General features: G+C 52.4%; 25 protein-coding genes and 3 pseudogenes. 13 read left to right on the top strand and 15 right to left on the bottom strand.

Going from position 1 to position 22920, the window contains the following annotated elements:
- Positions 1-15: 15 nt before the first annotated feature.
- Complete coding sequence (locus ACR0AD_RS20110) at positions 16-996, bottom strand: TAXI family TRAP transporter solute-binding subunit (protein WP_480489308.1); 981 nt, start codon at positions 994-996, stop codon at positions 16-18.
- Between the two features lie 44 nt (positions 997-1040).
- Positions 1041-1676, bottom strand: a complete 636-nt coding sequence (locus tag ACR0AD_RS20105) for a GntR family transcriptional regulator (protein WP_480489306.1) — start codon at positions 1674-1676, stop codon at positions 1041-1043.
- Here ACR0AD_RS20105 and ACR0AD_RS20100 point away from each other — a divergent pair, their 5' ends adjacent.
- The 4 genes from ACR0AD_RS20100 (at position 1677) to ACR0AD_RS20085 (ending at position 5861) form a co-directional block, all read left to right on the top strand.
- The gene (locus ACR0AD_RS20100; protein WP_480489304.1) at positions 1677-2999 is read left to right on the top strand and encodes an NAD(P)/FAD-dependent oxidoreductase; all 1323 of its coding nucleotides are present in this window, start codon (positions 1677-1679) and stop codon (positions 2997-2999) included.
- A gap of 12 nt (positions 3000-3011) precedes the next feature.
- A complete protein-coding gene (locus ACR0AD_RS20095; protein WP_480489302.1) occupies positions 3012-4379 on the top strand; it encodes an NAD(P)/FAD-dependent oxidoreductase in 1368 nt (455 codons plus the stop codon).
- On the top strand, positions 4379-5200 hold the full coding sequence (proC, locus tag ACR0AD_RS20090) for a pyrroline-5-carboxylate reductase (RefSeq protein WP_480489300.1): 822 nt from the start codon (positions 4379-4381) through the stop codon (positions 5198-5200). Before ACR0AD_RS20095 ends, proC begins: the two co-directional genes overlap by 1 nt.
- A 445-nt stretch (positions 5201-5645) precedes the next feature.
- Positions 5646-5861 carry a DUF2958 domain-containing protein gene (locus ACR0AD_RS20085; RefSeq protein WP_480489318.1) on the top strand — a complete coding sequence of 72 codons (216 nt, stop codon included), beginning with the start codon at positions 5646-5648 and terminating at the stop codon, positions 5859-5861.
- Here the strand turns inward: ACR0AD_RS20085 and ACR0AD_RS20080 are convergent.
- The 3 genes from ACR0AD_RS20080 to ACR0AD_RS20070 form a co-directional block, all read right to left on the bottom strand.
- Positions 5842-6213, bottom strand: coding sequence for a hypothetical protein (locus ACR0AD_RS20080; RefSeq protein ID WP_480489298.1), 372 nt, complete (start codon positions 6211-6213; stop codon positions 5842-5844). The genes ACR0AD_RS20085 and ACR0AD_RS20080 overlap by 20 nt on opposite strands.
- A gap of 75 nt (positions 6214-6288) precedes the next feature.
- Positions 6289-6588, bottom strand: coding sequence for a hypothetical protein (locus ACR0AD_RS20075; protein ID WP_480489296.1), 300 nt, complete (start codon positions 6586-6588; stop codon positions 6289-6291).
- Positions 6588-6878, bottom strand: a complete 291-nt coding sequence (locus ACR0AD_RS20070; protein WP_480489294.1) for a putative quinol monooxygenase — start codon at positions 6876-6878, stop codon at positions 6588-6590. Before ACR0AD_RS20070 ends, ACR0AD_RS20075 begins: the two co-directional genes overlap by 1 nt.
- Positions 6879-7058: 180 nt before the next feature.
- Between ACR0AD_RS20070 and ACR0AD_RS20065 the strand changes: the two genes are divergently transcribed.
- The 5 genes and pseudogenes from ACR0AD_RS20065 to ACR0AD_RS20045 form a co-directional block, all read left to right on the top strand.
- Positions 7059-7955, top strand: a complete 897-nt coding sequence (locus ACR0AD_RS20065; protein WP_480489292.1) for a helix-turn-helix domain-containing protein — start codon at positions 7059-7061, stop codon at positions 7953-7955.
- Positions 7956-8063: 108 nt separating this feature from the next.
- Positions 8064-8297: pseudogene (locus ACR0AD_RS20060) on the top strand (IS6 family transposase); the annotation flags it as partial.
- Positions 8298-8365: 68 nt separating this feature from the next.
- Positions 8366-9391: an IS110 family RNA-guided transposase gene (locus tag ACR0AD_RS20055; protein WP_480489290.1), complete on the top strand. Its 1026-nt coding sequence runs from the start codon at positions 8366-8368 to the stop codon at positions 9389-9391.
- Positions 9392-9623: 232 nt separating this feature from the next.
- Positions 9624-10076 (top strand): annotated as a pseudogene (locus ACR0AD_RS20050) (IS6 family transposase); the annotation flags it as partial.
- Between the two features lie 50 nt (positions 10077-10126).
- Positions 10127-10357: pseudogene (locus ACR0AD_RS20045) on the top strand (integrase core domain-containing protein); the annotation flags it as partial.
- A gap of 46 nt (positions 10358-10403) precedes the next feature.
- Here the strand turns inward: ACR0AD_RS20045 and ACR0AD_RS20040 are convergent.
- The 5 genes from ACR0AD_RS20040 to ACR0AD_RS20020 all read right to left on the bottom strand — a co-directional run bounded on the left by ACR0AD_RS20040 (position 10404) and on the right by ACR0AD_RS20020 (position 13831).
- Complete coding sequence (locus ACR0AD_RS20040) at positions 10404-10586, bottom strand: hypothetical protein (protein ID WP_480489288.1); 183 nt, start codon at positions 10584-10586, stop codon at positions 10404-10406.
- Positions 10587-10765: 179 nt separating this feature from the next.
- Positions 10766-11707, bottom strand: a complete 942-nt coding sequence (locus tag ACR0AD_RS20035; protein ID WP_480489286.1) for a DMT family transporter — start codon at positions 11705-11707, stop codon at positions 10766-10768.
- Positions 11661-12518 (bottom strand): class I SAM-dependent methyltransferase, encoded by an 858-nt coding sequence (locus ACR0AD_RS20030; RefSeq protein ID WP_480489284.1) that lies wholly within the window; start codon positions 12516-12518, stop codon positions 11661-11663. The genes ACR0AD_RS20035 and ACR0AD_RS20030 overlap by 47 nt, the downstream gene beginning before the upstream one ends.
- On the bottom strand, positions 12515-12811 hold the full coding sequence (locus tag ACR0AD_RS20025; RefSeq protein WP_480489282.1) for a YciI family protein: 297 nt from the start codon (positions 12809-12811) through the stop codon (positions 12515-12517). The genes ACR0AD_RS20030 and ACR0AD_RS20025 overlap by 4 nt, the downstream gene beginning before the upstream one ends.
- 120 nt (positions 12812-12931) lie before the next feature.
- Positions 12932-13831: a LysR family transcriptional regulator gene (locus ACR0AD_RS20020; RefSeq protein ID WP_480489281.1), complete on the bottom strand. Its 900-nt coding sequence runs from the start codon at positions 13829-13831 to the stop codon at positions 12932-12934.
- 65 nt (positions 13832-13896) lie between these two features.
- On the opposite strand from ACR0AD_RS20020, the gene ACR0AD_RS20015 reads away from it, so the two are divergent.
- Positions 13897-15078, top strand: coding sequence for a sulfotransferase (locus ACR0AD_RS20015; protein ID WP_480489279.1), 1182 nt, complete (start codon positions 13897-13899; stop codon positions 15076-15078).
- On the top strand, positions 15075-16808 hold the full coding sequence (locus tag ACR0AD_RS20010; protein WP_480489277.1) for a carbamoyltransferase family protein: 1734 nt from the start codon (positions 15075-15077) through the stop codon (positions 16806-16808). The genes ACR0AD_RS20015 and ACR0AD_RS20010 overlap by 4 nt, the downstream gene beginning before the upstream one ends.
- Positions 16809-17137: 329 nt before the next feature.
- On the opposite strand, the gene ACR0AD_RS20005 is transcribed toward ACR0AD_RS20010, so the two are convergent.
- The 5 genes from ACR0AD_RS20005 to ACR0AD_RS19985 form a co-directional block, all read right to left on the bottom strand.
- Positions 17138-17551, bottom strand: a complete 414-nt coding sequence (locus tag ACR0AD_RS20005; protein WP_480489275.1) for a hypothetical protein — start codon at positions 17549-17551, stop codon at positions 17138-17140.
- A 204-nt stretch (positions 17552-17755) separates the two neighbouring features.
- Entirely contained in the window at positions 17756-19075 is a 1320-nt protein-coding gene (locus ACR0AD_RS20000; protein ID WP_480489273.1) for a HEPN domain-containing protein, read from the bottom strand.
- Entirely contained in the window at positions 19072-19542 is a 471-nt protein-coding gene (locus ACR0AD_RS19995) for a hypothetical protein (RefSeq protein WP_480489271.1), read from the bottom strand. The genes ACR0AD_RS20000 and ACR0AD_RS19995 overlap by 4 nt, the downstream gene beginning before the upstream one ends.
- Complete coding sequence (locus tag ACR0AD_RS19990) at positions 19539-19793, bottom strand: hypothetical protein (RefSeq protein ID WP_480489269.1); 255 nt, start codon at positions 19791-19793, stop codon at positions 19539-19541. Before ACR0AD_RS19990 ends, ACR0AD_RS19995 begins: the two co-directional genes overlap by 4 nt.
- A 101-nt stretch (positions 19794-19894) precedes the next feature.
- Positions 19895-20992, bottom strand: coding sequence for a LysR substrate-binding domain-containing protein (locus ACR0AD_RS19985; protein WP_480489267.1), 1098 nt, complete (start codon positions 20990-20992; stop codon positions 19895-19897).
- A gap of 14 nt (positions 20993-21006) precedes the next feature.
- Between ACR0AD_RS19985 and ACR0AD_RS19980 the strand changes: the two genes are divergently transcribed.
- Together ACR0AD_RS19980 and ACR0AD_RS19975 are read left to right on the top strand one after the other, a co-directional pair.
- Complete coding sequence (locus ACR0AD_RS19980) at positions 21007-21450, top strand: hypothetical protein (protein ID WP_480489265.1); 444 nt, start codon at positions 21007-21009, stop codon at positions 21448-21450.
- A 219-nt stretch (positions 21451-21669) separates the two neighbouring features.
- On the top strand, positions 21670-22347 hold the full coding sequence (locus ACR0AD_RS19975; RefSeq protein WP_480489263.1) for a glutathione S-transferase family protein: 678 nt from the start codon (positions 21670-21672) through the stop codon (positions 22345-22347).
- Positions 22348-22920 lie beyond the last annotated feature (573 nt).

Below are 22920 nucleotides of genomic sequence, written 5' to 3'. Positions count from 1 at the left end.
TCCACTTTTTTGGTTTTATTTCAGCAGGCCAACTTCGCGGTAGTACCGCTCTGCACCTGGATGATACGGTGCCGACTGACCGTTGACGACAGCGCCTTCACGCGTGACAAATGTATACAATGTGGATTGCGCCTTGAAGTCTTCGAAGTTGTCGAACACGGACTTGACCAGATTGTAGACCACTTCTTCATCCGCGTTTGCGGTTGCCACCACGGTTGCGGCGAGACCCCAGGTTTGTGCATCCTCTGCCTGCCCTTTATAGGTACCCGCCGGGATTGTGGATGGCGCGTAGTACGGAAACTCGTCAATCATTGCGTCGATGGTCTCATCGCTCCAGCTCAGAATGGACGCGTCACAGGTGTTGGTCGCCTCCGTGATCGTAGACGCCGTAATACCCGTCGTATAGAAGAAGGCGTCGATCTTGCCGTCGCAAAGCGCCTGTGCCTGTTCGCGAGAGGTTAGACGCGTGGCCTGACCGAAAAAGGTGTCCGGCTCACGACCGTAGCGCGATAGGGCAAAGGTCATCGTTGCTTCTGTGCCGGAACCCGCATTGCCGATGTTGACGGTCTTGCCTTCCAGATCGGAGAAATCGCTCAGGCCCTGATCGGCACGCGCAACCAGATGCGCGGTATCCAGGTGCAGCGAAAAGAGGAAGCGAAGGTCTTTATTCGCGCCATCTTCTTCGAACTTGGACGTACCGTTATACGAATGGTACTGCCAATCGGACTGAGAAATTGCGATATCCATTTCGCCTGCTTGGATAGAGCGAAGATTAGCCACCGAACCGCCAGTCGATTCAACCGTGCAACGGATGTTGTGCCCCAGATCATTGCGACTCTTGTTCAATACGTTGCAAATGAAACCTCCGGTCGGGTAGTAGCCACCACCAATCCCGGCGGTTCCGATATTGACGAATTGCCGCTCTTGGGCCGAAGCGCTGGTGGCGGCAACTGCTGTGACGCTCATCGCAATCGCGAGCTTAAATAGTTTATTCATTTGGGTACTCCCTATTTCTGTCATTGAGTAAGGATGGAAATGGCTCATGCGCCCCGCCTCAGGAATGCGGCGACCTCTTTTTGCGTCATCTCAATATGTTTACGCAGCATACTAACAGCCGTGCTGATGTCGCCTTGCTCGCAAGCGTCGAGAATTTCTTCATGTTCACGCATGGGGCGTTCGAGGCCGCTGGCCGTCGAAACCAATAACCGCAGATATTGTCCCAGTTTTGCCTGCAGATCGTTGATCATGAAAAGCAGTTGCGTGTTTCCGCATGGCTCATAGAGCATATGGTGAAAACGCAGGTTCGCGTCGCTCCATTCGGCGACTTGGGTGCGTCTTACATAGTCCGACAACAATCTGCGCATGTCCCGGAAGTCGCTTTCGATCATGTTTGGGATTGCAAGCTCCAAAGCCCGACACTCCAATGCGATCCGGATGTCCAAAAGCTGTAGGATTTCGCTCTCTGAATAACCGCGGACAGCAGCACCCTTGTTACGCTCGAAAACCACCAACTGGTCAACTTCCAGACGTCTAAGCGCCTCGCGAACTGGAATCTTGCTGACGCCAAAGCGCTTGGCGATCTCGTCCTGTCGCAACGGCGTTCCAGGTTTGATGGTGCCTGACAGAATTTGGGTCTTTAGCTCATCATAGATGGGATCGGCAGCACTGAACGTCATTTGATCATCCGAACATTATCAGTTTCGGATTTTATCCTTGCAAAACGTATACTATTTTGTCAACTTATTATACAAATCTTGCCAAGGGTTTGGTGTTATTGGCAAATGAACTGGCTGAATATCCCAAAGAAAAGGGAACCAAAGGGCATGAAGCACGACATCGCAATAATCGGTGGTGGAATCATGGGGTCGGCGGCTGCCTATTTTCTGGCACGTTCCGGTGCCGCCGGATCGGTTTGCGTGATCGAGCCGGATCCAAACTATGAATTTGCGACAACACCTCAAGGTGCGGGTGGTGTACGCCAGCAAATGAGTGTCCCGGAAAACATCCAGATGTCTACTTTCAGCCTCGGTTTCTATAAGAGATTTGCAGAGGAGTTGTCGGACATTCCGGACATTCCGGATATCAACTTCACCGAGCAGGGTTATCTGTTTGTTGTGACCAAAGATGGTGAAGAGACCTTGCGTAGAAATCAGGCGCTGCAGTCTTCGCTCGGCGTCAATGCCAACTTGATCGACTATGCCGAGTTGCGCCGGCGTTTCCCTTCGATCGAGCGCGATGACATTGTGCTAGGTTGCCATACACCCGATGATGGCTGGATTGATCCAAATTCGGGGCTTTGGGGGTTCCGTCGCGCGGCAGAGCATCTCGGGGTTCAGTATATCAAGGCAAAAGTCGCCGGAATCGACAGCGACAGGAACAAGGTAACGTCCGTTTCGTTGGACAACGGCCAGCGAATCGAAGCGAGTTTTTTCATCAATACCGCTGGTCCATGGGTAGCCCCCCTTGCCGAGATGACCGGTGGCCGTCTGCCTGTTGTCCCAATGTGTCGCGTTCAGCATTTCTGGAAATGCGCCCACGCGCTTGAGCCGCTGCCGCTGGTCAAAGACGAAAGTGGCATGTTCTTTCGGCCAGAAGGAGACGGATTTGCCAGAGGCCGCCCAAGCTTTGATATCGAACTTGGGTTTGTTGACGACATCTTTTCCGGTTTCTTTGCTAATTACTTCGAAGACACGATCTGGCCGATGATGGCAGCACTCGTTCCCAAATTCGAAGAGTTGAAACTGCAACGCAGTTGGTTCGGCCACTACGCCCAGAACACATTGGATGGAAACATGATTATTGGTCGCTACTCACCTGGCCACGACAATATCATCACGGCATGCGGGTTTTCGGGGCACGGGATCACGCATGCTCCGGCCGTTGGCCGCGCGCTGTCTGAACTGGCGCTGACAGGGGACTATCAGTCTATCGACCTGTCACGTCTGGAGATCGCGCGCGTCCATAGCAATAAGCCTCTGCCCGAAATCGGAATTAAGTAAAAGGATACTCCGGTGGTCACATCAACAAACCATGTCGCTGTTCTGGGGTCAGGAATCATTGGGATTTCAACCGCCTATTTCTTGGCGAAAAATCATAGGGCAACCCGGATCACGTTGATTGACCGGGACCAGCCCATGTCCTTCACCTCTGCCCAGTCCGGTGAAAATTACCGAAACTGGTGGCCTCATCCGATGATGGTTTCGTTCACCAACCGAAGCATTGATCTGTTGGAAGATATTGCGCGAGACAGCAATAACCGGATCAACTTGAACCGACGCGGATATGCGCTTGCAACTCGAAGCGCAAATATCGACGGGCTGGTGCAACAACTGCATGATGGTCTGAAAGACGACGCGGATCGGCTTCTTCGCTATCACACCGCGGGCACGTCAAATACCTATCATCCATTTGACAAGCCAGACTGGCGGGGCGTTCCGGATGGAGTTGACATCCTGCAAAATCAGGATCTGATACGGTCGAAATTCCCAAGTTACGATCAGGGCGTTGCCACAATCATTCACATCCGGCGAGGCGGCGATATCAGCGGCCAACAGTTGGGCATGTATATGCTCGATTACCTCAAGGAATTAGGGACAAACCGCGTTGTGGGGGAAGTGCAGAGCATATCTTCACATGATGGCTTCCAGGTTGAAGTGCTAACTTCAGACGGAACGCAGAAGATTAAAGCAGATCTCGTCGTCAATGCCGCTGGGCCGTTTGCAGGCAAGATCGCTGCAATGCTCGGTGTCGAACTCCCCATCTACAATACGTTTCAGCAGAAAATTGCGTTCGAAGATCGGCTGGGCGCGGTCCCGCGCGCTTTGCCATTTTCAATTGATCTCGACAGCCAAGAGATTGACTGGGACACTGATGAGAAAGAAATGCTTCTTCAGGATCCCGACTTCGCTTGGCTTGCTCAGGAATTGCCAGGCGCAATCCACTGCAGACCGGATGGAGGTGACGGTGGACAGTGGATCAAACTGGGGTGGGCATTCAATGAAACTCCGGCAGAGGCAACATGGGAGCCCCCTCTGGATGACAACTATCCCGACATTGTTTTGCGTGGCGCGGCACGTCTGACACCCGCGCTCAAGCAATATTACGGTAAGCTTCCGCGAAACATGCACCATTATGGTGGGTGGTACACCCGAACGGAAGAAAACTGGCCGCTGATCGGCCAAATGGGGCTGGACGGCGCTTTCATGAACTGTGCCATGTCTGGCTTTGGAACGATGGCTGCTTGTGCGGCTGGTGAGCTTTGTGCAGCAACAATCGCAGGTGCGGAACTCCCTGACTACGCCTCAGATTTCTCACTGGAGAGGTACAAGAACGCCGAATTGATGGCGACGTTGCGCGCCGCCGACAAAGGTGTACTCTGATGCGGACAGTTATTCTTGTCGGAGCGGGCCGAATGGGCAGCGCCATGCTGTATGGATGGCTGAAAAATCTGGAAACCCCAACTCAGTTTCTGGTACTTGATCCGCACACCAAGCCATCATTCGACGAGATGCCTGAAGACATCTTTGCCGGTCATAAATATCAGCACTTCGATACTGCATCGAAGATTCCCGAATACACGAATGCTGATGCGGTTTTGCTGGCGACCAAACCTCAAATGGTGGTCGATTCAGTAATATCGGTGCAGGGTTTACTTGGGTCGAACTCGGTTCTGGTTTCGGTCGCGGCTGACGTTTCAACTGACACCATTCAGGGTGCGGTACTTGGCAATCCGGCAGTCATTCGAATCATGCCAAACATAGGCGCCATGGTTGGGTACGCGGTCAGCGCCGGTTTCGCATCCGAAAACACAACGGCATCTCAAAAAGCTCTGGTTGCCTCACTTTTTTCATCGATCGGTGTCTTCTCCTGGCTTGATCGCGAAGACGATCTGCACGCAGTCACAGCTCTCTCAGGGAGTGGGCCAGCCTACTATTTTGCGCTATGTGAAGCCATGATCGAAGCCGCGCAGACCCTGGGATTGCCGGATGAGACTTCGCGAAATCTTGCCATAGGAACCGTTGTTGCAGCCGGACGTCTGCTTGAGCAAACCGCTAATCCGGAATACCTTCGCAATACCGTAACCAGTCCCAACGGCACGACCGCTGCCGGACTGGATGTAATGACAGATAGTGGCGCACTCTCTGACCTGGTTCGTGCCACGTTGTCAGCCGCCCGAGATAGGTCCGTCGAACTCGCCTGAACCAAGGCGGAAGCTGAGATGTGGGTGGCACGGATGTTATCTGCAAAGCGCTTATGACTTGAAAATTGAAGCTCGTTCGAAAAACCGGTATAAAACGCAAGATCCGCTGCGACGCTTATTTTCTAGTGCCGCAAGTACCAACGATTTCTGCACGAGCAATAGCTGCGTAGTAAAAGTCTGCTTCTTCCGAGTCTCGCTCATTGCCAGGTAAAATCTCGCTGAACCCGACGCCAATGGCCGCTCTTCGTGCCGCATTTCCGAGCTCCGGATGATGCTCATGCGGCAAAATCCGCGCTGCGAGCACACGCAGCTAGATTTTGAGACTTCTGCAGAGGGCTTGTTCGTTGAATCCGCCGCGCCATGAGCGAATGGCGGCTTCAGGAATTGCATCAGGTTCCTTCCAGTCCCCTGATCGCAATCACCCCATCATCTTGCGGGTGATACCCTGGAGAGCGCCATAGGCGCGGGGTCAAAGCCCCCATCTCTAGCTTGGCCTCCAGGGGGTTCCGCCACATGGCAGTTGTGCGAAATCGATCCCGACGATCAGGACGTTGCTTTCGGCCTGTGTGATTTGGGGATGGGTTGCCCGGAACTGGGCAGCGTGTTGGTCGCCGAGTTGTTGGTGGTCAAACGGCTCGTAGTTACTTTTTCCACGCACTGAAGAAACCAAGGCAGGCCACGGGAAGGAACAACCAACCCTGTGGGACCTGAAGGTGGCTCGCGCCAATTACTGCTACTAGGGTTATGCCGGTCACTGCAAACCCAGCGGCTATGATCGATGCGGCAAGGACTGGTGCCGCATTCTTCGAAGTGCTGCCCCAGACAAATAGTCCCGCCATGATTGCAATGGTGGCGCTGACGAAATGCCAACACAGATACAGGGTGTCCCGTACGACCGGATCGAGGTTCGGGGTATTCAGAAGCGGGATCAGTACGTCTCTGCCTCCGAGAACCAGATGAACGCACAGCCATGTAATGGACAGGAGCGCTGCTCCAAGAGAATACAACGACATCACTTTTCCTCCATGCTTGTCCCGTGATGGTGTGAGGTTGAGGCAAGCCAAGGCTTAGCGCCTTGGCTTGTTGGTTCAGATTTCGAGTTGAGTAAACCCGGCGATGCTCTTTGTTTCGTCGCGCACCTCCTCTATGGCAATGACGCCGACCTCAGAAGCAAGGATCTTCAGGGAGAGATGCCTGCGAGAGGATCGCCTTGCTATGACCCACTCGTTGGGCACCGCGCCAGCAGGCCATTGTGTAACCTGTATGCGCACCTGGGCTTTGGAATTCCGCGCCGCGTAGCTTGCGCCCGGCATGGTGGACGCGGCCAATGCGGCAGCGCCGGACAGCACAACCGCTCGGCGCGTTATCGAGAACTCGGTTCCTGGCATCAGAGCACCATCCGCTCGTAATACTGCACCTCAGGCGGCGCGGTCATGAACCCGACCAACGTTGCCATCACGCCGTTTTCTTGGATTGATGCGATATAGGCGCCGTGGTGCTCCCTGGATTTCCATTCCTCGAGGATCAGCAGTTTCCGGCTGCCTTCGTCATAGAACAGGGAAACGGACAGGGCGCCGTCGAACCCACGTACGGCGGGCAGTTTGTCCTCGAGAAAGCTGTGAAGCTCCTCGAATTTTCCGGCTTGCACCGTCATTTCCAGTGTGACCCAGATGCTCATTTCGTCTCCTTTCAAGAGTGGTCGATTGGGACTTATCTGAATGAGTGAGCATTAGGCCGCTGTCGGGAAGCACGCGCGGATAGCGGTTTTCGATCAACTCATTTGGACAAGTTGTCACAGTGACTGGGCTTGTTGCCATCCTGTTCAGTTCTCTGCAGGTTGTTTCACGAGGAGGCAAAATTGAACCCGGATGCTTTGATACTGCCGCAGGGGCTTGAGGATTTTGCCGAGGCCCGCACGATCCTCCAAGGCCGCTGGGGGCGGGTCTACGAGAAAACGGCGTTTTCCGATTTGAGGAATATCGGTTTCATCCTGACGGAGCCTTGCGTGAGTTTCCTGATCTCTGGACAGGAGCGGTTGTTGGTCGAAGGAGAGCCGGACGTTGTGCTCAATGCGGGTGACATGGTCCTGATCCCCGCTGGCCTGCCGTTTCATACGGATTTCCGGCATGAGGATGGCCCGTTGCGAGCATATCTGTTCTTTTTCAACCGCGCGCTGGTTCGTGAATTCGAGAAAGACACGGAAACCTCGCAGGCGCAGACAAGCCACACGGTCCTGTGCCTGCGTAAGAACGAGAGAATGTCGACCTTCATGCATTCCATGGATGATGTCTATGCAGGGGCGAGCGCGGAAAATGCTGTAGTGAAGCTGAAACTTTTGGAGCTTCTCTACTTCATCGCAGGGCAAGCAGGCATCGAGGAGACACGACAGGTTCTGCGTCGCAGTCAAAGCGAAGAACGTGCGTTCGGCATTCGGGATGTCATGCAATCGCATTTCGCGCCGATGCTGACGGTGGACGACTATGCCCGGATTGCAGGGCGACCCATTGCAAGCTTCAACCGCGATTTCAAACGTGTGTTTGGCATACCACCTGGCAAATGGCTGTTTCGCGAAAAAATGCGGCGCGCGGCGCGCATGCTGTCGTCGTCCGATACCACCGTCACGGAGGTCGCTCTCGAACTGGATTACCAGAGCACATCGCATTTCATCGCGCGCTTTCGTGATCACTTCGGAGAAACGCCAAAGCAGTACCAACGGCGTGTGGTTTTTGAAAACTCTCCGACGTCGGTTTTCTAAGCTCTGCCTACCTCCTACTGGATGTGTCGCAAACTCTGGGGTCTAGTTGACGAGCCTGCGTGATCTGAGGTTTGTACTGGTCGAAATTTTTCGAACAGGTTTTTGAGCATGATCTCGTTAAAGGGCTGTCATTTCCCCAAGGATGCAGTTTTGTACGCTGTTTACTTCTATCTGCGGTACACGGTGTCCTATCGTGACTTGGAAGAGATCATGGCTGAGCGCGGTGTGCGAGTTGACCATGCCACATTGAATAGGTGGGTTGTGAAATACTCGCCGATCGTCGCAGCTCGTGCGCAGTCAAAGAAGCGTCCAACACTGAGTTCGTGGCGCATGGACGAGACTCTGAGTAATTGACCAGCAGCTCTCTTGGCCGGTGCATGATGGCATCGGAACAAAGACAGGAGAGTAAAATGGAACAGTGTTTTGTCGGATTGGATGTTTCGAAAGCTGAGACGTCTATTTGTTTATGCGACGAGAACGGTGATCCGGTGTTTGCTGCGAAGAAAGTCACCGAACCGGATGTCATTTTCCAAGTGCTGCGCAAACACCTTGGTTCCCTCAAATGCGTCGTCCTCGAAACCGGTCGAATGGCGAACTGGCTCTATACTGAGCTCTCGGATCGGGGATTGCCGATGGTTTGCATCGACGCCCGTCAGGCTCATGCTGTTCTCAGCCAGATGCACAACAAGACTGATGCCAATGATGCCGCCATGTTAGCAGAGCTGGCGCGCACGGGGTTCTATCGGAAGGTAGAGGTTAAGAGCCGGCTCGCCCAGGAGCGGCGGGCATTGCTGAAAGCTCGGGAAGTGGCATTGAAATCCCGCGTGAATGTCGAAAACACAATCCGCGGTCTTTTGGCCAGTTTCGGGCAGCGGTTGCCAAGGCATCTGCACACATACGAGGAACGGGTCCACGCGATCCTGAAAGATCGGCCAATCTTATCCAAGATCATCCTGCCTTTGCTCGACTTGCGCACAACCGCGCTGCGGCAAGCGGCAGCTCTGAGTAAAGAAATGGCGCGCCATGCGAAAAACGATGAAGCCTGCCAACGTTTGATGACGATCCCTGGCGTTGGCCCGGTGAGCGCTGTGACCTTTGTGGCAACAATCGACAACCCGCATCGGTTTGTGAAATCCAGATCGGTCGGAGCCTATCTCGGGCTGACTTCCCGGCGCTACCAATCGGGGGACATCGACTATGGGGGGCGAATATCGAAACGGGGCGATCCTATGCTGCGTTCTACGCTCTATGAAGCGGCCAGCAGTTTACTGAACCGAGTAAAACCGGGCAAAGGATCTGAATTACAGAGATGGGCTCGGGCTCTCAAAGCCCGTACCAGTCACAAGAAGGCGGTTGTCGCCTTAGCCAGAAAACTTGCGGTCCTTATGCACGCCATCTGGACAAACGGATCAACCTTTCAAATGAAGGAGGCATAATCAGCGTAACAGCGGATAAACCGAACACGAGTTGCCGTACCGACCAACACGGCAGGCTGTCGACCGAACCCGTGAGATCTACATGCGGCTATTTAACCAGACCGCGCATGAGACCTTTGGGGGTTGATGCCTTGAACGCCGAGATGGAGCTCCAACAGGATGACTTCGGAAAGAACCTTGCAGGTGGTCGATACTGGAATAAAGTCACCGAGAGCTGCTGCTCAATTAAAGAACCTATATTCGTGTTCGCGGCAATTGGAAGTACCTCTATCGGGCCGTCGACAAAGCTGGGAATACTCTTGATTTCATGCTGTCTGAGCGCAGGAACCGTCCAGCAGCAGCAAGGTTCTTTGGCAAAGCGCTGGCTTCAAATGGAATCCCGAACAAGATTGTCATCGACAAAAGTGGCGCCAACGCGGCGGGCATTCGAGAGGTGAACAGGATCCTGAAGCGGTTCGGCTGCCTAGCCAAAATCCAAACGGTCAGGTCCAAGTATCTGAATAACCTGATCGAACAGGATCATCGATTTATCAAGCGTCGCGTACGGCATATGTGTGGGTTCAAATCGTTCAGATCCGCCTCGGCTACTCTGGACGGCATCGAGGTCGCCAACATGATCAGGAAGCGGCAATTCTCCAGCGATACGACGTCTGGCTTCCAGTTATTCGCCGAAATCGCAGGATAGGTGTATCCAGTAAGTCGCTGAATTTGGCCGTTCCAAATATTTGCGACACATCCTTCAATGGCCGTCTGCGAGATGAGTGTTTGAATGAGCATATCTTCGGCAATCTCGCCGAAGCCCGAAAGATCATCGAAAACTGGAGGATCGATTACAACACACAGCGACCACACACATCGCTTGGCGGGCTGACCCCAGCCGTTTACGCCAATCTCAACCGTGCAACCCGGCCTGCTTCGCTTGAGCTACGCAAGGGCTCCGCTCAGCAGGCCTTGACCGCAACCTAATCACAAGAAAGAAAAAGGAACGGATTCTACATCCAAACGGCCCGGATCAAGGGGCTGGGTCACCGTCGTATTGCTTTATCTCGATTGTGCCGGGATCACCGCGCCAGATAATCCCACCGAGGAGAGCGAGAGCTATTCCTTTGACTTCACCTGCATGATGGTGTGCTCGATCCATGGCGCCTTTGGCATAGGCGTGAAGAACTCTTACGTCGTCACCAGATATTGCCATTTAACATTTTCCCTCGAGTCTATTCTGGAATTTGTAAAGTCAGCCGAAGAAACTGAAGATCATTGTCGTGATGACGAATTTCCCGTTTGATATCAACACTCCGTCGTCAAAACTGTTTACAAAATACTCGAAGTTTAAAGAGCGATGTCCGATTTCGCACCTTCGGTCCAGCCAGGCAATTACCTTTTGAATGTTTTGCTGGCAATTCGCGCGCCGATCACTACGAACAGCATGCCGATAATAGTCGGCATTGTTAACTTCTCATTCCAGCCGACATACGCTGCCAGAGCCGCAATCACGATCGACAAGTAGTTCCACGTGTTGATCTTGTCTGCGGGTGCTACTTCGCAACCTTTAGACAGGTAGTATTGAGCAAACGTTGTGGCAAACCCAAGGGCGATAATTGGCAGGAACGTTTCTGGTTGAGGTGTTTGCCAATTGAGCAAGCAAAGTGGGATGGAAAGAGCAAAACTGACTATTGTGAAGTAGACCATCTGGCGATCTGGTGACTCTGTGTCCGACATTTTCCATATCACAACAGTCGCGGCACCACCCAACAATCCGGACATCAATCCGGCTCCCATCCCGAAGTAGTTTTTGAGATCAAAACTATATTGAAGCGTGGGATCGACGACGAGAGCGACACCAAAGAATGCCACTAGCACTCCCAACCATACGGTAGCCGCAGAAATTCGTCGCAGGAACGCTAATGCCAAGATCGGCACAAACACCGGGCTGGTAGAAAGCAGTAACACAGCGGTAGCGAGCTCAATCTGCGATACTGCATAAAAATAGCAATACAATACTGCAAGAGACAGTGTGGACCTGAGTAGATGCAGTCCGACCCGCCCGCTCTTTAGATTTCTAAAGGCAGACGGGCGAAAGGCTAACAGAAAGCCTCCGAATATCAGCATGCTCAGTAGATTGCGCCAAAAAACCAGTTGCACTGGCGAAATGTCTTGCAGTGCAAGCTTTACGGCCGCGCCGGCCGCTGCGAACATTGCTGCAGAGATGCAAATGTAGATTGAACCGAGCAGAACATTGTCCTGGCGCCCAGGCAATTCTGCGGCAGAACTAGACATGAGCACTGACCACGGCGTATTTTTCTGTCCAGCAGACACTTTCGCGCCCTTCGGCTTTGAAGCGCGATTTCATGCCGTCAATCCCTAAGCGATGCATCGAAGAGTTGATTATCCGTTCACTCATAAACGTAGGGATCCAACGATCTTCCAGCCTTTGCCAATAGTCGTCTGCAGGCACTGCTACGTTCGTGACGGCTTCAGTGACTTCAACCTTTGAAAAGGTGTCCCCCATTGCTTCAAACGCCTGTGCATAGCGATCAGCACGATAAAACATGTCGGTCGCATGCAACTCATTTTCGACTGCCGGTAACCATTCATCCGGAAATGCCCAAGGATACCAATCAGGCGTCATGTTCCTTGCCTGGATTACAATTCTGCCTCCTGGGTGTAGCGATGAAGCCAACTGTCCGAAGACTTGGTTGAATTCGTCATGCCCCACATAATGGGCGGATTGCATGAAGTAGATACAGTCAAATAGTGCCGGTCCGCCAGCGTCATTAGATTTCTTGGCAAACTCCTGGGCGGATTGGCATTTTCTGGACAACCGACTGGCGGCGTTTGGGTTTCGGTTCGCGACTTGTAGTGCTTGTACCTCAATAAGATCGGGTGACGGATCAATTGCAGTTATCGTGATACTAGGACTTCGTTCCAGAAAAAGCATAGCCCAATAACACGGCCCGGCTCCAACGTCGACGAGAGACTGCTGCCTGCCGTCTCTTTGTTCCCCACGTAGAATTGGTAACATCGTTTCACACACCCAATCGTCGAACTCTGGGCCAAAAGTGAAATTTGCCGCGAAGTTTGATTGATATGTTGAAAACGGATTATTCCTGCTCAAGTCAGTCTTCATAGTTGAGCCTCGCCACTTTCAAAGACAACTTTCCACTGCAGTATCCTGATATCTTGTCGTAAGCCCGTCGGGTAAAAGGGGTCTTCTTCAACCAAAGATTGGACTACGGCCTCGCTCTCTGCCTCGACAATCCACAGACCACCAGCTCCATCACCTGAATCCAGATCAAACAATGGGCCCGCGCTGAGAACTGTTTCTTTGTTCTGCCCCAGAAACGCCAAGTGATCTTGCATGTATTCCTGTCGCTTGTGGGCAAATTCTTCGTTGTCTGTGAACTGAACGATGAACCGCATCTCGCATCTCCCTTTCCTTCAAGGGTACGGCGGTGGCATCGGTTCTTAAAACACCAAGAATCGAAAGTGGGGATTGCAAATGTTGCTGCCCCGGAGCCTGAGGCTTGGATTGGTGGCCATCTATACCTGAGAGAATACTTGCTTCAGCCATGCTGTCACGACCTGCACACGCCGCGTTTTGACGAGGTTGGGGTGCGTCAGGAGCCAAAGTTCGCGCTCAGGTAAATCTCGATACCCATTCAGCTCGGTGACCTCAGAAATGGTAGCCGCAACGATTTTGGGAAGTAGCGTTTTGCCCAGGCCAGCAATCACCGCACCTACCAAGCCTTCAGCGTCATTAAAGCTGATGTTACTAACGGCTTCTCCAGACATTTCAGAGTAGTTGCTGATCCACGCGGCGTTAGGAAGTTGGCTCATGTCAGCTTCGTAGGACAACCAAGGCAAAGCACTTGCATCATTTCCAGGAAACAGCTCCGGACTTGCGGCATACACCCCGTATTCGATTGAGCCGATTTTTCGCGTCAGAACATCCATTTCCGTCACAGGTCGAGACAACCTTATTGCTAAGTCTGCTTCTCGGCTCATCATGCTCAGATCTGCTGGTAGGCCGACCAATTCCAGTTTCAATTTAGGATTTTCGTTCAGTAGTTTATGTACGTGGCGCGTCAACAGCCGATTGGCGATAAGGGGCACAGTAGTTAGACGTACTGTTCCTGCAGGCATAGCCTGAGTGCCCAGTGCAGTTTCTAAACCCGCCTCAACTTCGAACTCAGCCTGCTGCAAGCGCTGAAAAAGGTTTTCTCCTGAACTCGTCAGCATCATTCCCTTCGGGGTTCGTTCAAACAGGTCGAGGCTGAGGCGGCCCTCAACCGAACTCACGTATCTGGAAACTGTGCTTTCGGTCATTCCCAGGTTGGCGGCTGCGCTTTTCAGCGATTGGGAGCGTGCAACTTCAAGAATGATTCGTAGCGCACGCCAGTCAATCTGAGCATGAATTTCTGCAATAGGGGGTTGCGTCATTTCGGGCTCCTCATCTCTAGCGCGAACGCTACCCATGTCATGGAACTTATTTTGAGAGGTCGTCAATGATCTTCTTTGTTTTATTTGCAACGTATTTTTTCTCAGCGATTGTCCTCCCGTTTCCAAATTGGACGTCATTTAGAGTGGTGGTTATCGCAACCTTGATCGCGCCAGACATCACAATCCGGCAAAGAACAAGTATGCTGTTGTTTTTGCTTAAGGAGGTCGTACTCCTGCCAATATGGGCTTTGTTCTGGGTCGCAGATGAACTATTTTTTGCGACTTATCATGATCAAAAAATCCGGGAACCAATATTCATTGTTTCACAACCTCGAAGCGGAACGACGTTCTTGTTGCGGACGTTGTCGGAGGACAAAGATAGCTTCTTGAGCGTCAAGCATCTGGAGTGGCGATATCCCTACATAACTTTTTGGCTTTTTGTGGACAGGTTGGGACTTCGACCGTGGTTGGAAAACCGAAGCTATTGGCCAAATACCGAGCTAGGGAACACCTGCAAGAAAATCCATGCACATGTCCTAGGGAACTACGAGGAATTTGGCATTTTCCTGGAAGAACGTTTTTTTCACCACTACTTCGTTTTTCGTAGGTTCCCTTTCAAACCAGTCTTGGATCGCATCTCTCGTTTTGATGGTCTTGCAGACGCTGACAAAGACAAAATGATCTCCACTTTTTTGCGCGTAATTAGAAAGGTGTACTTTTATCGCGGCAACGACGAGATCTTTCTCGCTAAAGAAAACGAGTCAGTTGAGTTTTGTCGTGCTGTAATCGACAGGTTGCCCGACGCCCGGCTCTTGATGATTTGTCGTGAGCCGCAGCCAATGCTCAATTCCTATCTGACGATGTCTGTGACATGCACGCACGTCAAACATGGGGTTGATCCAACTCACCGAACTGGCTGGAACCAAATGAATACAGCCTTTAGGCGCGATCAATGCCGTCAGTTTGTCGATTTTTGGAGTGAATATCGGCTGCGCCGCAAGGCTATACTCGTATCTTTTCGTGACTTTACGACTGATGTTCAGCGGACGACTACGCGCATCTACAAGCAATTCAACATCAATCTGAACAAAGAATTTCTGAAGTATCTAGAGCAAGCTCAATCAAAGCAAGACAAGCGGCAAAGTGGCTACCAGAACCTTACGTGTTCCGAGGAAGGCTTTGAATTCTATAGTGAATTTGTAAGGCGCGCGACACTTTCAAATAGTTCATTGGAGGCTGCGCAATGAACATCCTTGGCTTAAACTACATTTTTCATGATTCATCGGCATGTCTGATAAAGGATGGGGAGATAGCTTTTGCGGTTGAAGAGGAGCGGCTCTCTCGAGCCAAGCACACTCAGAGCTTTCCGACTCTGTCGATCAACGAAACTCTGGAGCAAACCAGTACATCACCAGATGAGATTCATCATGTTGCAGTGTCGATAAACCCGGGAAAAGCGGATCACTCGAAATTGGCCTATGCTTCGGCACTGCAAGAACGCAAAGGTAATTTTCTTGACTACGAGTTTGAACGCCTGAAGCAGCGCAATCTGACGTTCTGGGATTGGTACAACGATACCTGGCCAGAAGGTTCAGTACATCGCCCCAAAGTCCATTTCATCGATCATCATCTGGCTCATGCGGTGGGGACCTACTTCGTATCACCGTGGGAACGGGCAGCATTGCTATCGATTGACGGTTGGGGGGAATGGTCGACAACGTGGGTAGGTAAAGCTCACAAAAGCGATGTCATGGCGTATGGGGAGAGTTATTTTCCCCACTCACTCGGAGTCTTTTATTCTGTAGCTACTCAGTTTTGCGGATTCCAACCAAACTATGATGAAGGAAAAACCATGGGGCTGGCTCCGTGTGGAGATCCTTCTCGGTTTTATGACGTTGTTGCCTCCATGGTTGGAGTAGAAGACGACCTGAGCGTTAAACTTGACCTCAAATGGTTTGACTTCCCATCTCTTGGGCGATGCCTGTTCAACGAAGAGTTTGTTGAGAAGTTTGGACCGCCACGTATGCCGGGCCAAGACATCCGACAACATCACACCGATGTTGCAGCCGCATTCCAGTCTGTTCTTGAAGACACTATCTTAAAGATTGCCCGCAAGCTTCGACGCCGTACAGATGAAAAGCATCTAGTTTATGCTGGTGGTGTGGCTCTCAATAGCGTTGTAAACGGCAGGATTATCCGGGAAGGTATTTTCGAAGATATCTTCTTGATGCCGGGCGCTGGGGACAATGGCACCAGTATAGGCGCTGCTGCCTATGTACATTCTAAAATACTAAAATCAGAGAAAAAAATAATACACAATACGCCATATCTGGGGCGTATCTATTCTGAAGAAGAAATTGAAGCGACTTTGCGATCGGCAAAGGTACCGTATCAAAAATCGGACGATGTCTACGGCGAGACTGCAAGCGCGCTACATGATGGAATGATTGTCGGTTGGTTTCAGGGTCGAATGGAGTTTGGCCCTCGCGCACTTGGTGCACGCAGCATTCTGGCTGATCCGACGAAAGCGGACATGAAACAAAAAATCAATGCTGAGGTTAAGCATCGAGAACCTTTCCGACCATTCGCACCTTCGGTAATCCAAGAAAGAGCACAAGAATACTTTGATATCGACGTTGACGTTCCCTACATGCTGAAAGTTGCACCCGTGCGGGGTGAAATGCAGGCACACATCCCAGCAATTGTTCATGTGGATGGGTCAGCTCGGCTCCAAACAGTAGATTCCGAAGTTGCGCCGGAATACCACCGCTTGATTTCGGCGTTTGGCGAGATATCCGGCCACCCCGTCCTATTGAACACAAGCTTCAATGTTATGGGCGAGCCGATTGTTGAGTCGCCAACGGATGCGCTTCGTTGCTTTTTTTCGACCGGCATCGATGTGTTGGCAATGGGCCCGTTCGTGGTTCGCAAAGCGACAAAAGTTTCGAAGGTTAGTCAGAGGATAGCAGCTCAATAGACTTCGTGCGTTGCGATTGACCGGGATCAAGTTCGGCATCGAGGAGTTCAGAGATATAAGGTCATCGAACTGTGAAAGAGTTGGCGCCAAAGAGCTGTAACGCAAGCCTGTTATAGCGGGACAGCGCGGTTATGGCTTCTGGCGAGCAACCGCCATCACTCGCGAGTACGGTTTGATCCAAGTCGCTTTGTCCTGGCTGAGCCAACCGATTAGCTCCACGATTTGGCTATACTCTTTGGTGATGTTCATGTGCATGATTGGCTCATGGTGAAAGACACGGTTTCGGAATTCCCGGACTTCGTCGCATCTCCTGTATAGCCGGTCGTAGGTCACGGCCGCCGGAAGATCGGAAAACTCCGAGTGCAGGTTCGACCAGAATACTGGCTCATGCGAGGTAGGAGCATGTTGACCCAGAAGCCAAAGTTGAGTTCAGCAGTCATGCCACCGGAAGAGAGAGTGCCCCGTTTAATAAGTTTTTCACGTGCTGTGAGCACGATCCGCTTACCACCAGCCTTGATTTGCGTGAGAAAAGCGGCGTCATCCCACCAGTTCTGGCCGTAAAGTGCAATGAGACGTCGAGAGACAATGTTGCGCAAACAGACCTCCGAAGCGCTCAAGACTGGAAAGAAGGATTCACTCAACTGAATGTTCCATCCATAGAGTGCAAGCGCCCGAGTTTGATCGAACCCGGCGGCCTTGAGGTATTTGGTAAGGCGTTCTTGTGAGATAATATTTGTGACCAATGACTTACTGCTCCGCGCGGTCCTTATTGGGTCTAGACCGTTTTACTTGACATGTGCCCGTGAGCCACCCTATATAAAGGGCAATCGAAGGCAAAGTTAGGTCTTCAATTTCCAGATGCCCGCGACAGCCTTAACCGGTCCTCGCGGGTTTTCGCTTTTTGATATATATGATCGCGATAATTGGGGCAAAGGCACACACGTCACCTACGATAGCCTTCGGTGCTCATGACCCCCGGCGTACCTTTGGTAGCTCCCTTTGTAGCGCAGCTCGGCAAAAACGATCAGTGCGATCAGTTCGCGAGCATACAAGATGCTGTCCCATAGGTTTTCACCGTCCAGTGCTTTACCTCGATGGGTAATCGAATTGCGTTGCTTGTTCAGCCGCCGGATCATGTCGTCATCAAAGTCGCTGGGTGAGAGACCGTACTTTTCTATCAAAGCTTTGAGTTTTCGAGATATTGGCGCTCGGTTGATCCCTTTGATACTGCCTTCGAAGACACTTTTTTCTTCGTCGCTGAGGTCGAATTCGCCCAAGGTTTGAATGAGAGCTTCCCGGATCGGTTTGAACTTTTCCTTCGGGATCAAAGTCGAGGGGGCGTCCGGAACAAGGCTGTCCAGAACCGTTTCAATTGCGGTCATGAGCGTCAGGTAGCGTATTTCGTCGATCGTGGTATCGCTGTTCAGCCAGCCAACCGCCTGCCAGACATCATCTGGGAAAGAGTCATCACTTTCAAATCGTGCAACAAGCGCAGCAATGAATTCGGACTGGTCCAGAAAATGGATGGATGACAGGTGGGCAGGACGGCCAGATCCGCTGTAGAATGTTGCAACTACCTCGTCTGATCGAAACTCCTCGATCAATGGCACGTGCAGCCGCCCTCCATGTCCAAACTGAAGTCCGCTCCAGATGAATTTCGCAAGGGATAGCGCTTGTTCACGCCAGTGTTCGCCAGGTTGACCGTCGTTGTTTTGAATGACGATGGTGCCGCTCACATCGTCGGGTGCTACGTTTTTGTGTGCACCTTGAACTGTGACTCGGCCAAGCTGCGCATTTACCGGATTAGGCCGAAAGCTCTGGAATCCACGCAACGATAAACGCAATCCCAATTCATCGTCACCGACCGTCGCTTCCCGAGGCAGTGTGATAGACGCCTCGCCAGTCGTAAGCTGAACTTGGTGACCATCCGTGCCAGATCTCGAGCCTCGAACTTCCATGTGCTCGGAATAAAATCTGGTCCCGTCGCTGGCCGTTCCGGTCAGATGAATGGATTCCCCGTGCCCGCCGGGTTCGCCCCTGGCCTTGCTCAAAGCCACATAGGTAGATCCAGCTACATTAAGCGGATCGACAACAAGGCGGTGATCATTACCAGCATGAGCCACGAAGGTAATGGGCTCGTTCAAATCCCCAACAGAAATTCTTCCATCAAAACTTGTTGCCTTGAACAAAGCTGCTTCGCCAACACCCATCGCGATTCCCTTTCTAATTCGAGCAACTTGTTTCAACGAAATGCCATTCGGGATCAATCCATCTCATACCCGCGATCGCGATCGACACCGCGCGAGATATCTTTCGACAACTCATCATGGCGTTTGCCCCACGGCAGGGAGACGCTGGTGCCGGCACGGAACAGCTCGAGCAGACCGGCCCGGAAAGACTGCGGTTGCTGCGAGAGAACAGGCAGACTGCGGGACAGTGCTGATTTCGGGTCGGCCAGCTGCTCGATCTCCTTGTGCGTGAAGGCGCGGTAGAGACGTTCGCTGACAGCTTTCTGTTTCTCTTCGCCAAGCGCGCCCCATTTGGCCAGATCAGCGATCAGGGTCTTACGCTCCTTGCGGATCTCTTCGGCCTTCGGCAGGGCGGCCGTGGCCGCGGCGCGCACCATAGCCTGCGCCACATCTTTGCCCTGCTTCGCATAGGTCGACGGCAAGAAGGCGGTCGCGCGGGCAATGGCCTTGTCGGCGTCAGTCGGCTTGTAGTCGCCCGGCTTCATTGTTTCCATCCGGCCTGCAGCTCGGCGTCGTATTTCGGAGCCAGTTTGGGCAGCACGTCAGAGAATGGGTTCTGATTGTTGTGAACTGCGCGGGACACATAATAATTACTGACGCCACCACGCGCGCCATTCTCCTGCATGACTTTGCCGATCACCTCATGCTTGACCTCATTGATATGGCCCAACCGCCCCGAACGTGCACAGATGGGGGTTGTGAAGAACACTAGGAGAACACACAATGCAGTGACCATTCGCTGCGCGTTGTTTGAACAGGTGAGATGCGGACGAAGCTGCCACACAGGCCGGAGATTCCAATGTCCGGTCTCAATTCAGCGCTGCTGTCAGGCCCGTGTCATGAAACGGCTCGCAGAGGAGCCCTTCCCAGTTTTTCTACCAGAAAGTCGGCCGCGAGTGCCACGTGCGCTTCGCAAGTGTTCGATTGATGAACGGATATTACTACTTCGTGCAGCGAGGGCAAACCTGCCTGTCCGTCAATGATCCTGAGAACAGGTGGTATGACAGAGGCCTCCATCACGGAAACCGACGATCCGTCAAGAAGGGCTTTCTCGATCAACCCTATGCTTCGCGTGGAATATGCAACGCGCCATCGGCGGTCGATGCGCTGCAATACGTCCAAGGCGATTTCCCTGCACACACAACCAGAAGGAAACAGAACGAGCGAAAGAGCTTGCTCTTGATCATCAATGAAATCGGGCGAGGCAACCCAATGTAGCGGTTCATGCCTCGCGACCTGTCCAGCGACCGCATCTGGACGATGCGTCGCAACGACCACATCCAGATGTCCCTTCGTCAATAAAGGCAGCAGATCGCAGGCATTGTCGCATGTCACCTCGAACTGCAATCGGGGATGCGCTTTCGCCAGAGCGGACAGAATCGGAGGCAGCAGGAAAGTCGCGTAGTCATCAGGCGCGCCGATCCTGATTAATCCTTCCGCCTCGGGGCGTTGCAGATGTGACAGCGCAGCATCGTTCGCGGCCAGAATGCGATTTGCATAGACCAGCAGCGCTTCGCCGGTCTGTGTGATCGACACGGACTGACGGCTCCGCTCAAAGAGGCGTTTCTCCACGATGGCTTCAAGCCGTTTGATCTGAAGGCTGACAGCTGACTGTGTACGCCCAATGGCCTGAGCAGCATGCGTGAAGTTTCGATGTGCGGCGACGGCGACGAAGGATCGCAGCAGGTCGATTTCGAGATCACGCTTCATGAAGTAAGATTTCCATACCTCATCACGTTTAGCAATATAATTCGTTTCCGCAATAATCAGCTCAAGCCTACTGTCGCCGAAGGAGGCTCGCTCAATGCTTGGTTTGATCGCACAAACGATCTTCGTGGCGACACGTATATCACCGCCGCACAATTCGGCTTCAGGTTGTGACTGGCGTTCATCATCAGGCCCGAGAGGCCATAGCATAAAGAAGATAACGGACAAGGAAAATGCAAGGCATGGACATCAGCAAACTCAAGACACGAACAGGCACAGTGGAACGCGTATGGCAGATCGAGATTCAGGCGACACCTGAAGATGCGGACAAGATCATCGACAACGTGATGGAGGTCGATCCACTGATCTATGGCCGGTACAAGCGCAATGCATTTGTCAGCGCTATCGGCAGCGAGACTTACTTGCCGGAAGAAAACTCAACCAGTGCCGTGCATCTGGGAGCCGCCAATAAGGTTCAAACTTTCCCAAGCGTCCTTGTCGTTATTTCGGTCGAGCAGAACCCCGAAACGCTTGGGCGCGTTCTGGATGCGATACGCGATGTGCATCATTACGAAGAGCCTTTGATTTTCATCAAGGATTGTTGGGCCAGCCGCGCCAGCTACGACCCGCACAATTCCAATCCCAATCGTTGGTGGAACCGCGACAAGGCAAACGCGGGAAACTGATTTCAGAACGATTGCTGTAGGTTGTCACTACCGATGGCTACCCACCCCTGGCAGTCGGTGGAATGTGCTCAAACTGGACCTGCGGCAATGCAGCAGGGCTCTTTTGAGCTCAGACGGCGGCAGCGCCGACAACGTTGATCTCGGGTCTGTTGATCTCATGGCCCGCTTCTCAATCAGACGCCTATCGATTGCCTAGAGTACCCCTTCCCATGATTCCACATGGGCGATAGCCTCTTGAACATGAACAAACCTGTCGTACTCCGAGGCTACCGATTCAGTGTTTACAACCGCATTGCGCGGATAGTTCTACACGAGAAAGGCGTTTCCTACAAAACTGAGGAAATCGACCCATTTGTGGAAGATGTTCCCGAACACTACATGCGGCGGCAACCGTTTGGCCGCGTTCCAGTTTTGAGCCACGGCACATTCGATATTTATGAGACTGCGGCTATCGGTCGTTACATTGACGCGGCGTTCGACGGACCTCGGCTAGTTCCCCTTGAAGTCGAAAGCCTTGCTCGTTCGGCACAAATTGTCTCTATCGTTGACAGCTACGGCTATCGCCCGATGGTCCGTCAGGTCTTTGCCCATCGAGTTTTCAGCCCCTCGATCGGAGAAGAAAGTGACGAAGCCGAGATAGAAATTGGGTTAGCGGCATCTCGCACCGTTCTTAAAGCACTTGAGGCACTCGCAACAGAAGCGCTTGTCCTCAATAGACAGACCTTCACGCTCGCTGATTGTCATCTTGCGCCGATGATGGCGTGCTTCGTTCAGGCTCCTGAGGGGGAGGCAGCCCTCCGCAATTATTCTCGTTTATCCGCTTGGTGGGCATGGGCATCTCGCCGGGCAAGCGTCGCTGAAACTGATCCTGGGCTACCAGTGAACCAAATCGGATAAAATCGGCCATTCGCGCGGGCCGCAGCATTAGTCGCACTGCGCTCGCCGCCGCCATTCTCTGCGGTTCGCACCGAATGGCGGTCAGAGCCCTTACCGGACCTTCATCTGCACAGCGGTCTCGCTCGTGCAACAAGTCGCAAACAGCCAAATGCAGCCATTCACGGCAGGGTAGCCGTTGTTAACCCCCTCATGAACGTCGGTTCAGCACCGGCTGCTTGGATGGGCTTGAGCACAAAAAGAACAATGGCAAATACCCTTCGGTCGCTATCCTAACTTGGTGCAGAAACACAGGTTCAGTCGCTTGATTGGTCAGCTAAGCTACTTTATTTGCCTCAAAAAATTTGTATGGTTCTTTTATGCACAACGTAGCCCATCATCTACAAGTCGAGGCTTTAAAGCTTGTTCCAAACTCCGCCGCAGATGCCGATTCATACGCACGTTCTGCCTTCAACAGGTATTACTACGCTACTTTTCTTTGCGTCAGAGTGAGCTACTCCCCAATGTTTGGACAGATTTCGGTATAATTTAAGCTACTTTTTGCTCCTGCTGATCGGTTTGGATTTCTTCTTTTCT

This window comes from Ruegeria sp. BH8 (assembly GCF_056538065.1).
Note: the sequence above shows the minus strand (reverse complement) of the source record. Positions and strands in the feature narration are given on the sequence as shown.

Bases quoted from the DNA above. Each gene is read 5' to 3' on its own strand.
- ACR0AD_RS19975 (WP_480489263.1), top strand. From the start codon at position 21,670: ATGGGCGATAGCCTCTTGAACATGAACAAACCTGTCGTACTCCGAGGC.
- ACR0AD_RS20055 (WP_480489290.1), top strand. From the start codon at position 8,366: ATGGAACAGTGTTTTGTCGGATTGGATGTTTCGAAAGCTGAGACGTCT.
- ACR0AD_RS20105 (WP_480489306.1), bottom strand. From the start codon at position 1,676: ATGACGTTCAGTGCTGCCGATCCCATCTATGATGAGCTAAAGACCCAA.
- proC (WP_480489300.1), top strand. From the start codon at position 4,379: ATGCGGACAGTTATTCTTGTCGGAGCGGGCCGAATGGGCAGCGCCATG.
- ACR0AD_RS20025 (WP_480489282.1), bottom strand. From the start codon at position 12,811: ATGCGGTTCATCGTTCAGTTCACAGACAACGAAGAATTTGCCCACAAG.
- ACR0AD_RS20075 (WP_480489296.1), bottom strand. From the start codon at position 6,588: ATGCCAGGAACCGAGTTCTCGATAACGCGCCGAGCGGTTGTGCTGTCC.
- ACR0AD_RS20070 (WP_480489294.1), bottom strand. From the start codon at position 6,878: ATGAGCATCTGGGTCACACTGGAAATGACGGTGCAAGCCGGAAAATTC.
- ACR0AD_RS20040 (WP_480489288.1), bottom strand. From the start codon at position 10,586: ATGGCAATATCTGGTGACGACGTAAGAGTTCTTCACGCCTATGCCAAA.
- ACR0AD_RS19980 (WP_480489265.1), top strand. From the start codon at position 21,007: ATGGACATCAGCAAACTCAAGACACGAACAGGCACAGTGGAACGCGTA.
- ACR0AD_RS20010 (WP_480489277.1), top strand. From the start codon at position 15,075: ATGAACATCCTTGGCTTAAACTACATTTTTCATGATTCATCGGCATGT.
- ACR0AD_RS20015 (WP_480489279.1), top strand. From the start codon at position 13,897: ATGATCTTCTTTGTTTTATTTGCAACGTATTTTTTCTCAGCGATTGTC.
- ACR0AD_RS20110 (WP_480489308.1), bottom strand. From the start codon at position 996: ATGAATAAACTATTTAAGCTCGCGATTGCGATGAGCGTCACAGCAGTT.
- ACR0AD_RS20020 (WP_480489281.1), bottom strand. From the start codon at position 13,831: ATGACGCAACCCCCTATTGCAGAAATTCATGCTCAGATTGACTGGCGT.
- ACR0AD_RS20080 (WP_480489298.1), bottom strand. From the start codon at position 6,213: ATGTCGTTGTATTCTCTTGGAGCAGCGCTCCTGTCCATTACATGGCTG.
- ACR0AD_RS20030 (WP_480489284.1), bottom strand. From the start codon at position 12,518: ATGAAGACTGACTTGAGCAGGAATAATCCGTTTTCAACATATCAATCA.
- ACR0AD_RS19995 (WP_480489271.1), bottom strand. From the start codon at position 19,542: ATGAAGCCGGGCGACTACAAGCCGACTGACGCCGACAAGGCCATTGCC.
- ACR0AD_RS19990 (WP_480489269.1), bottom strand. From the start codon at position 19,793: ATGGTCACTGCATTGTGTGTTCTCCTAGTGTTCTTCACAACCCCCATC.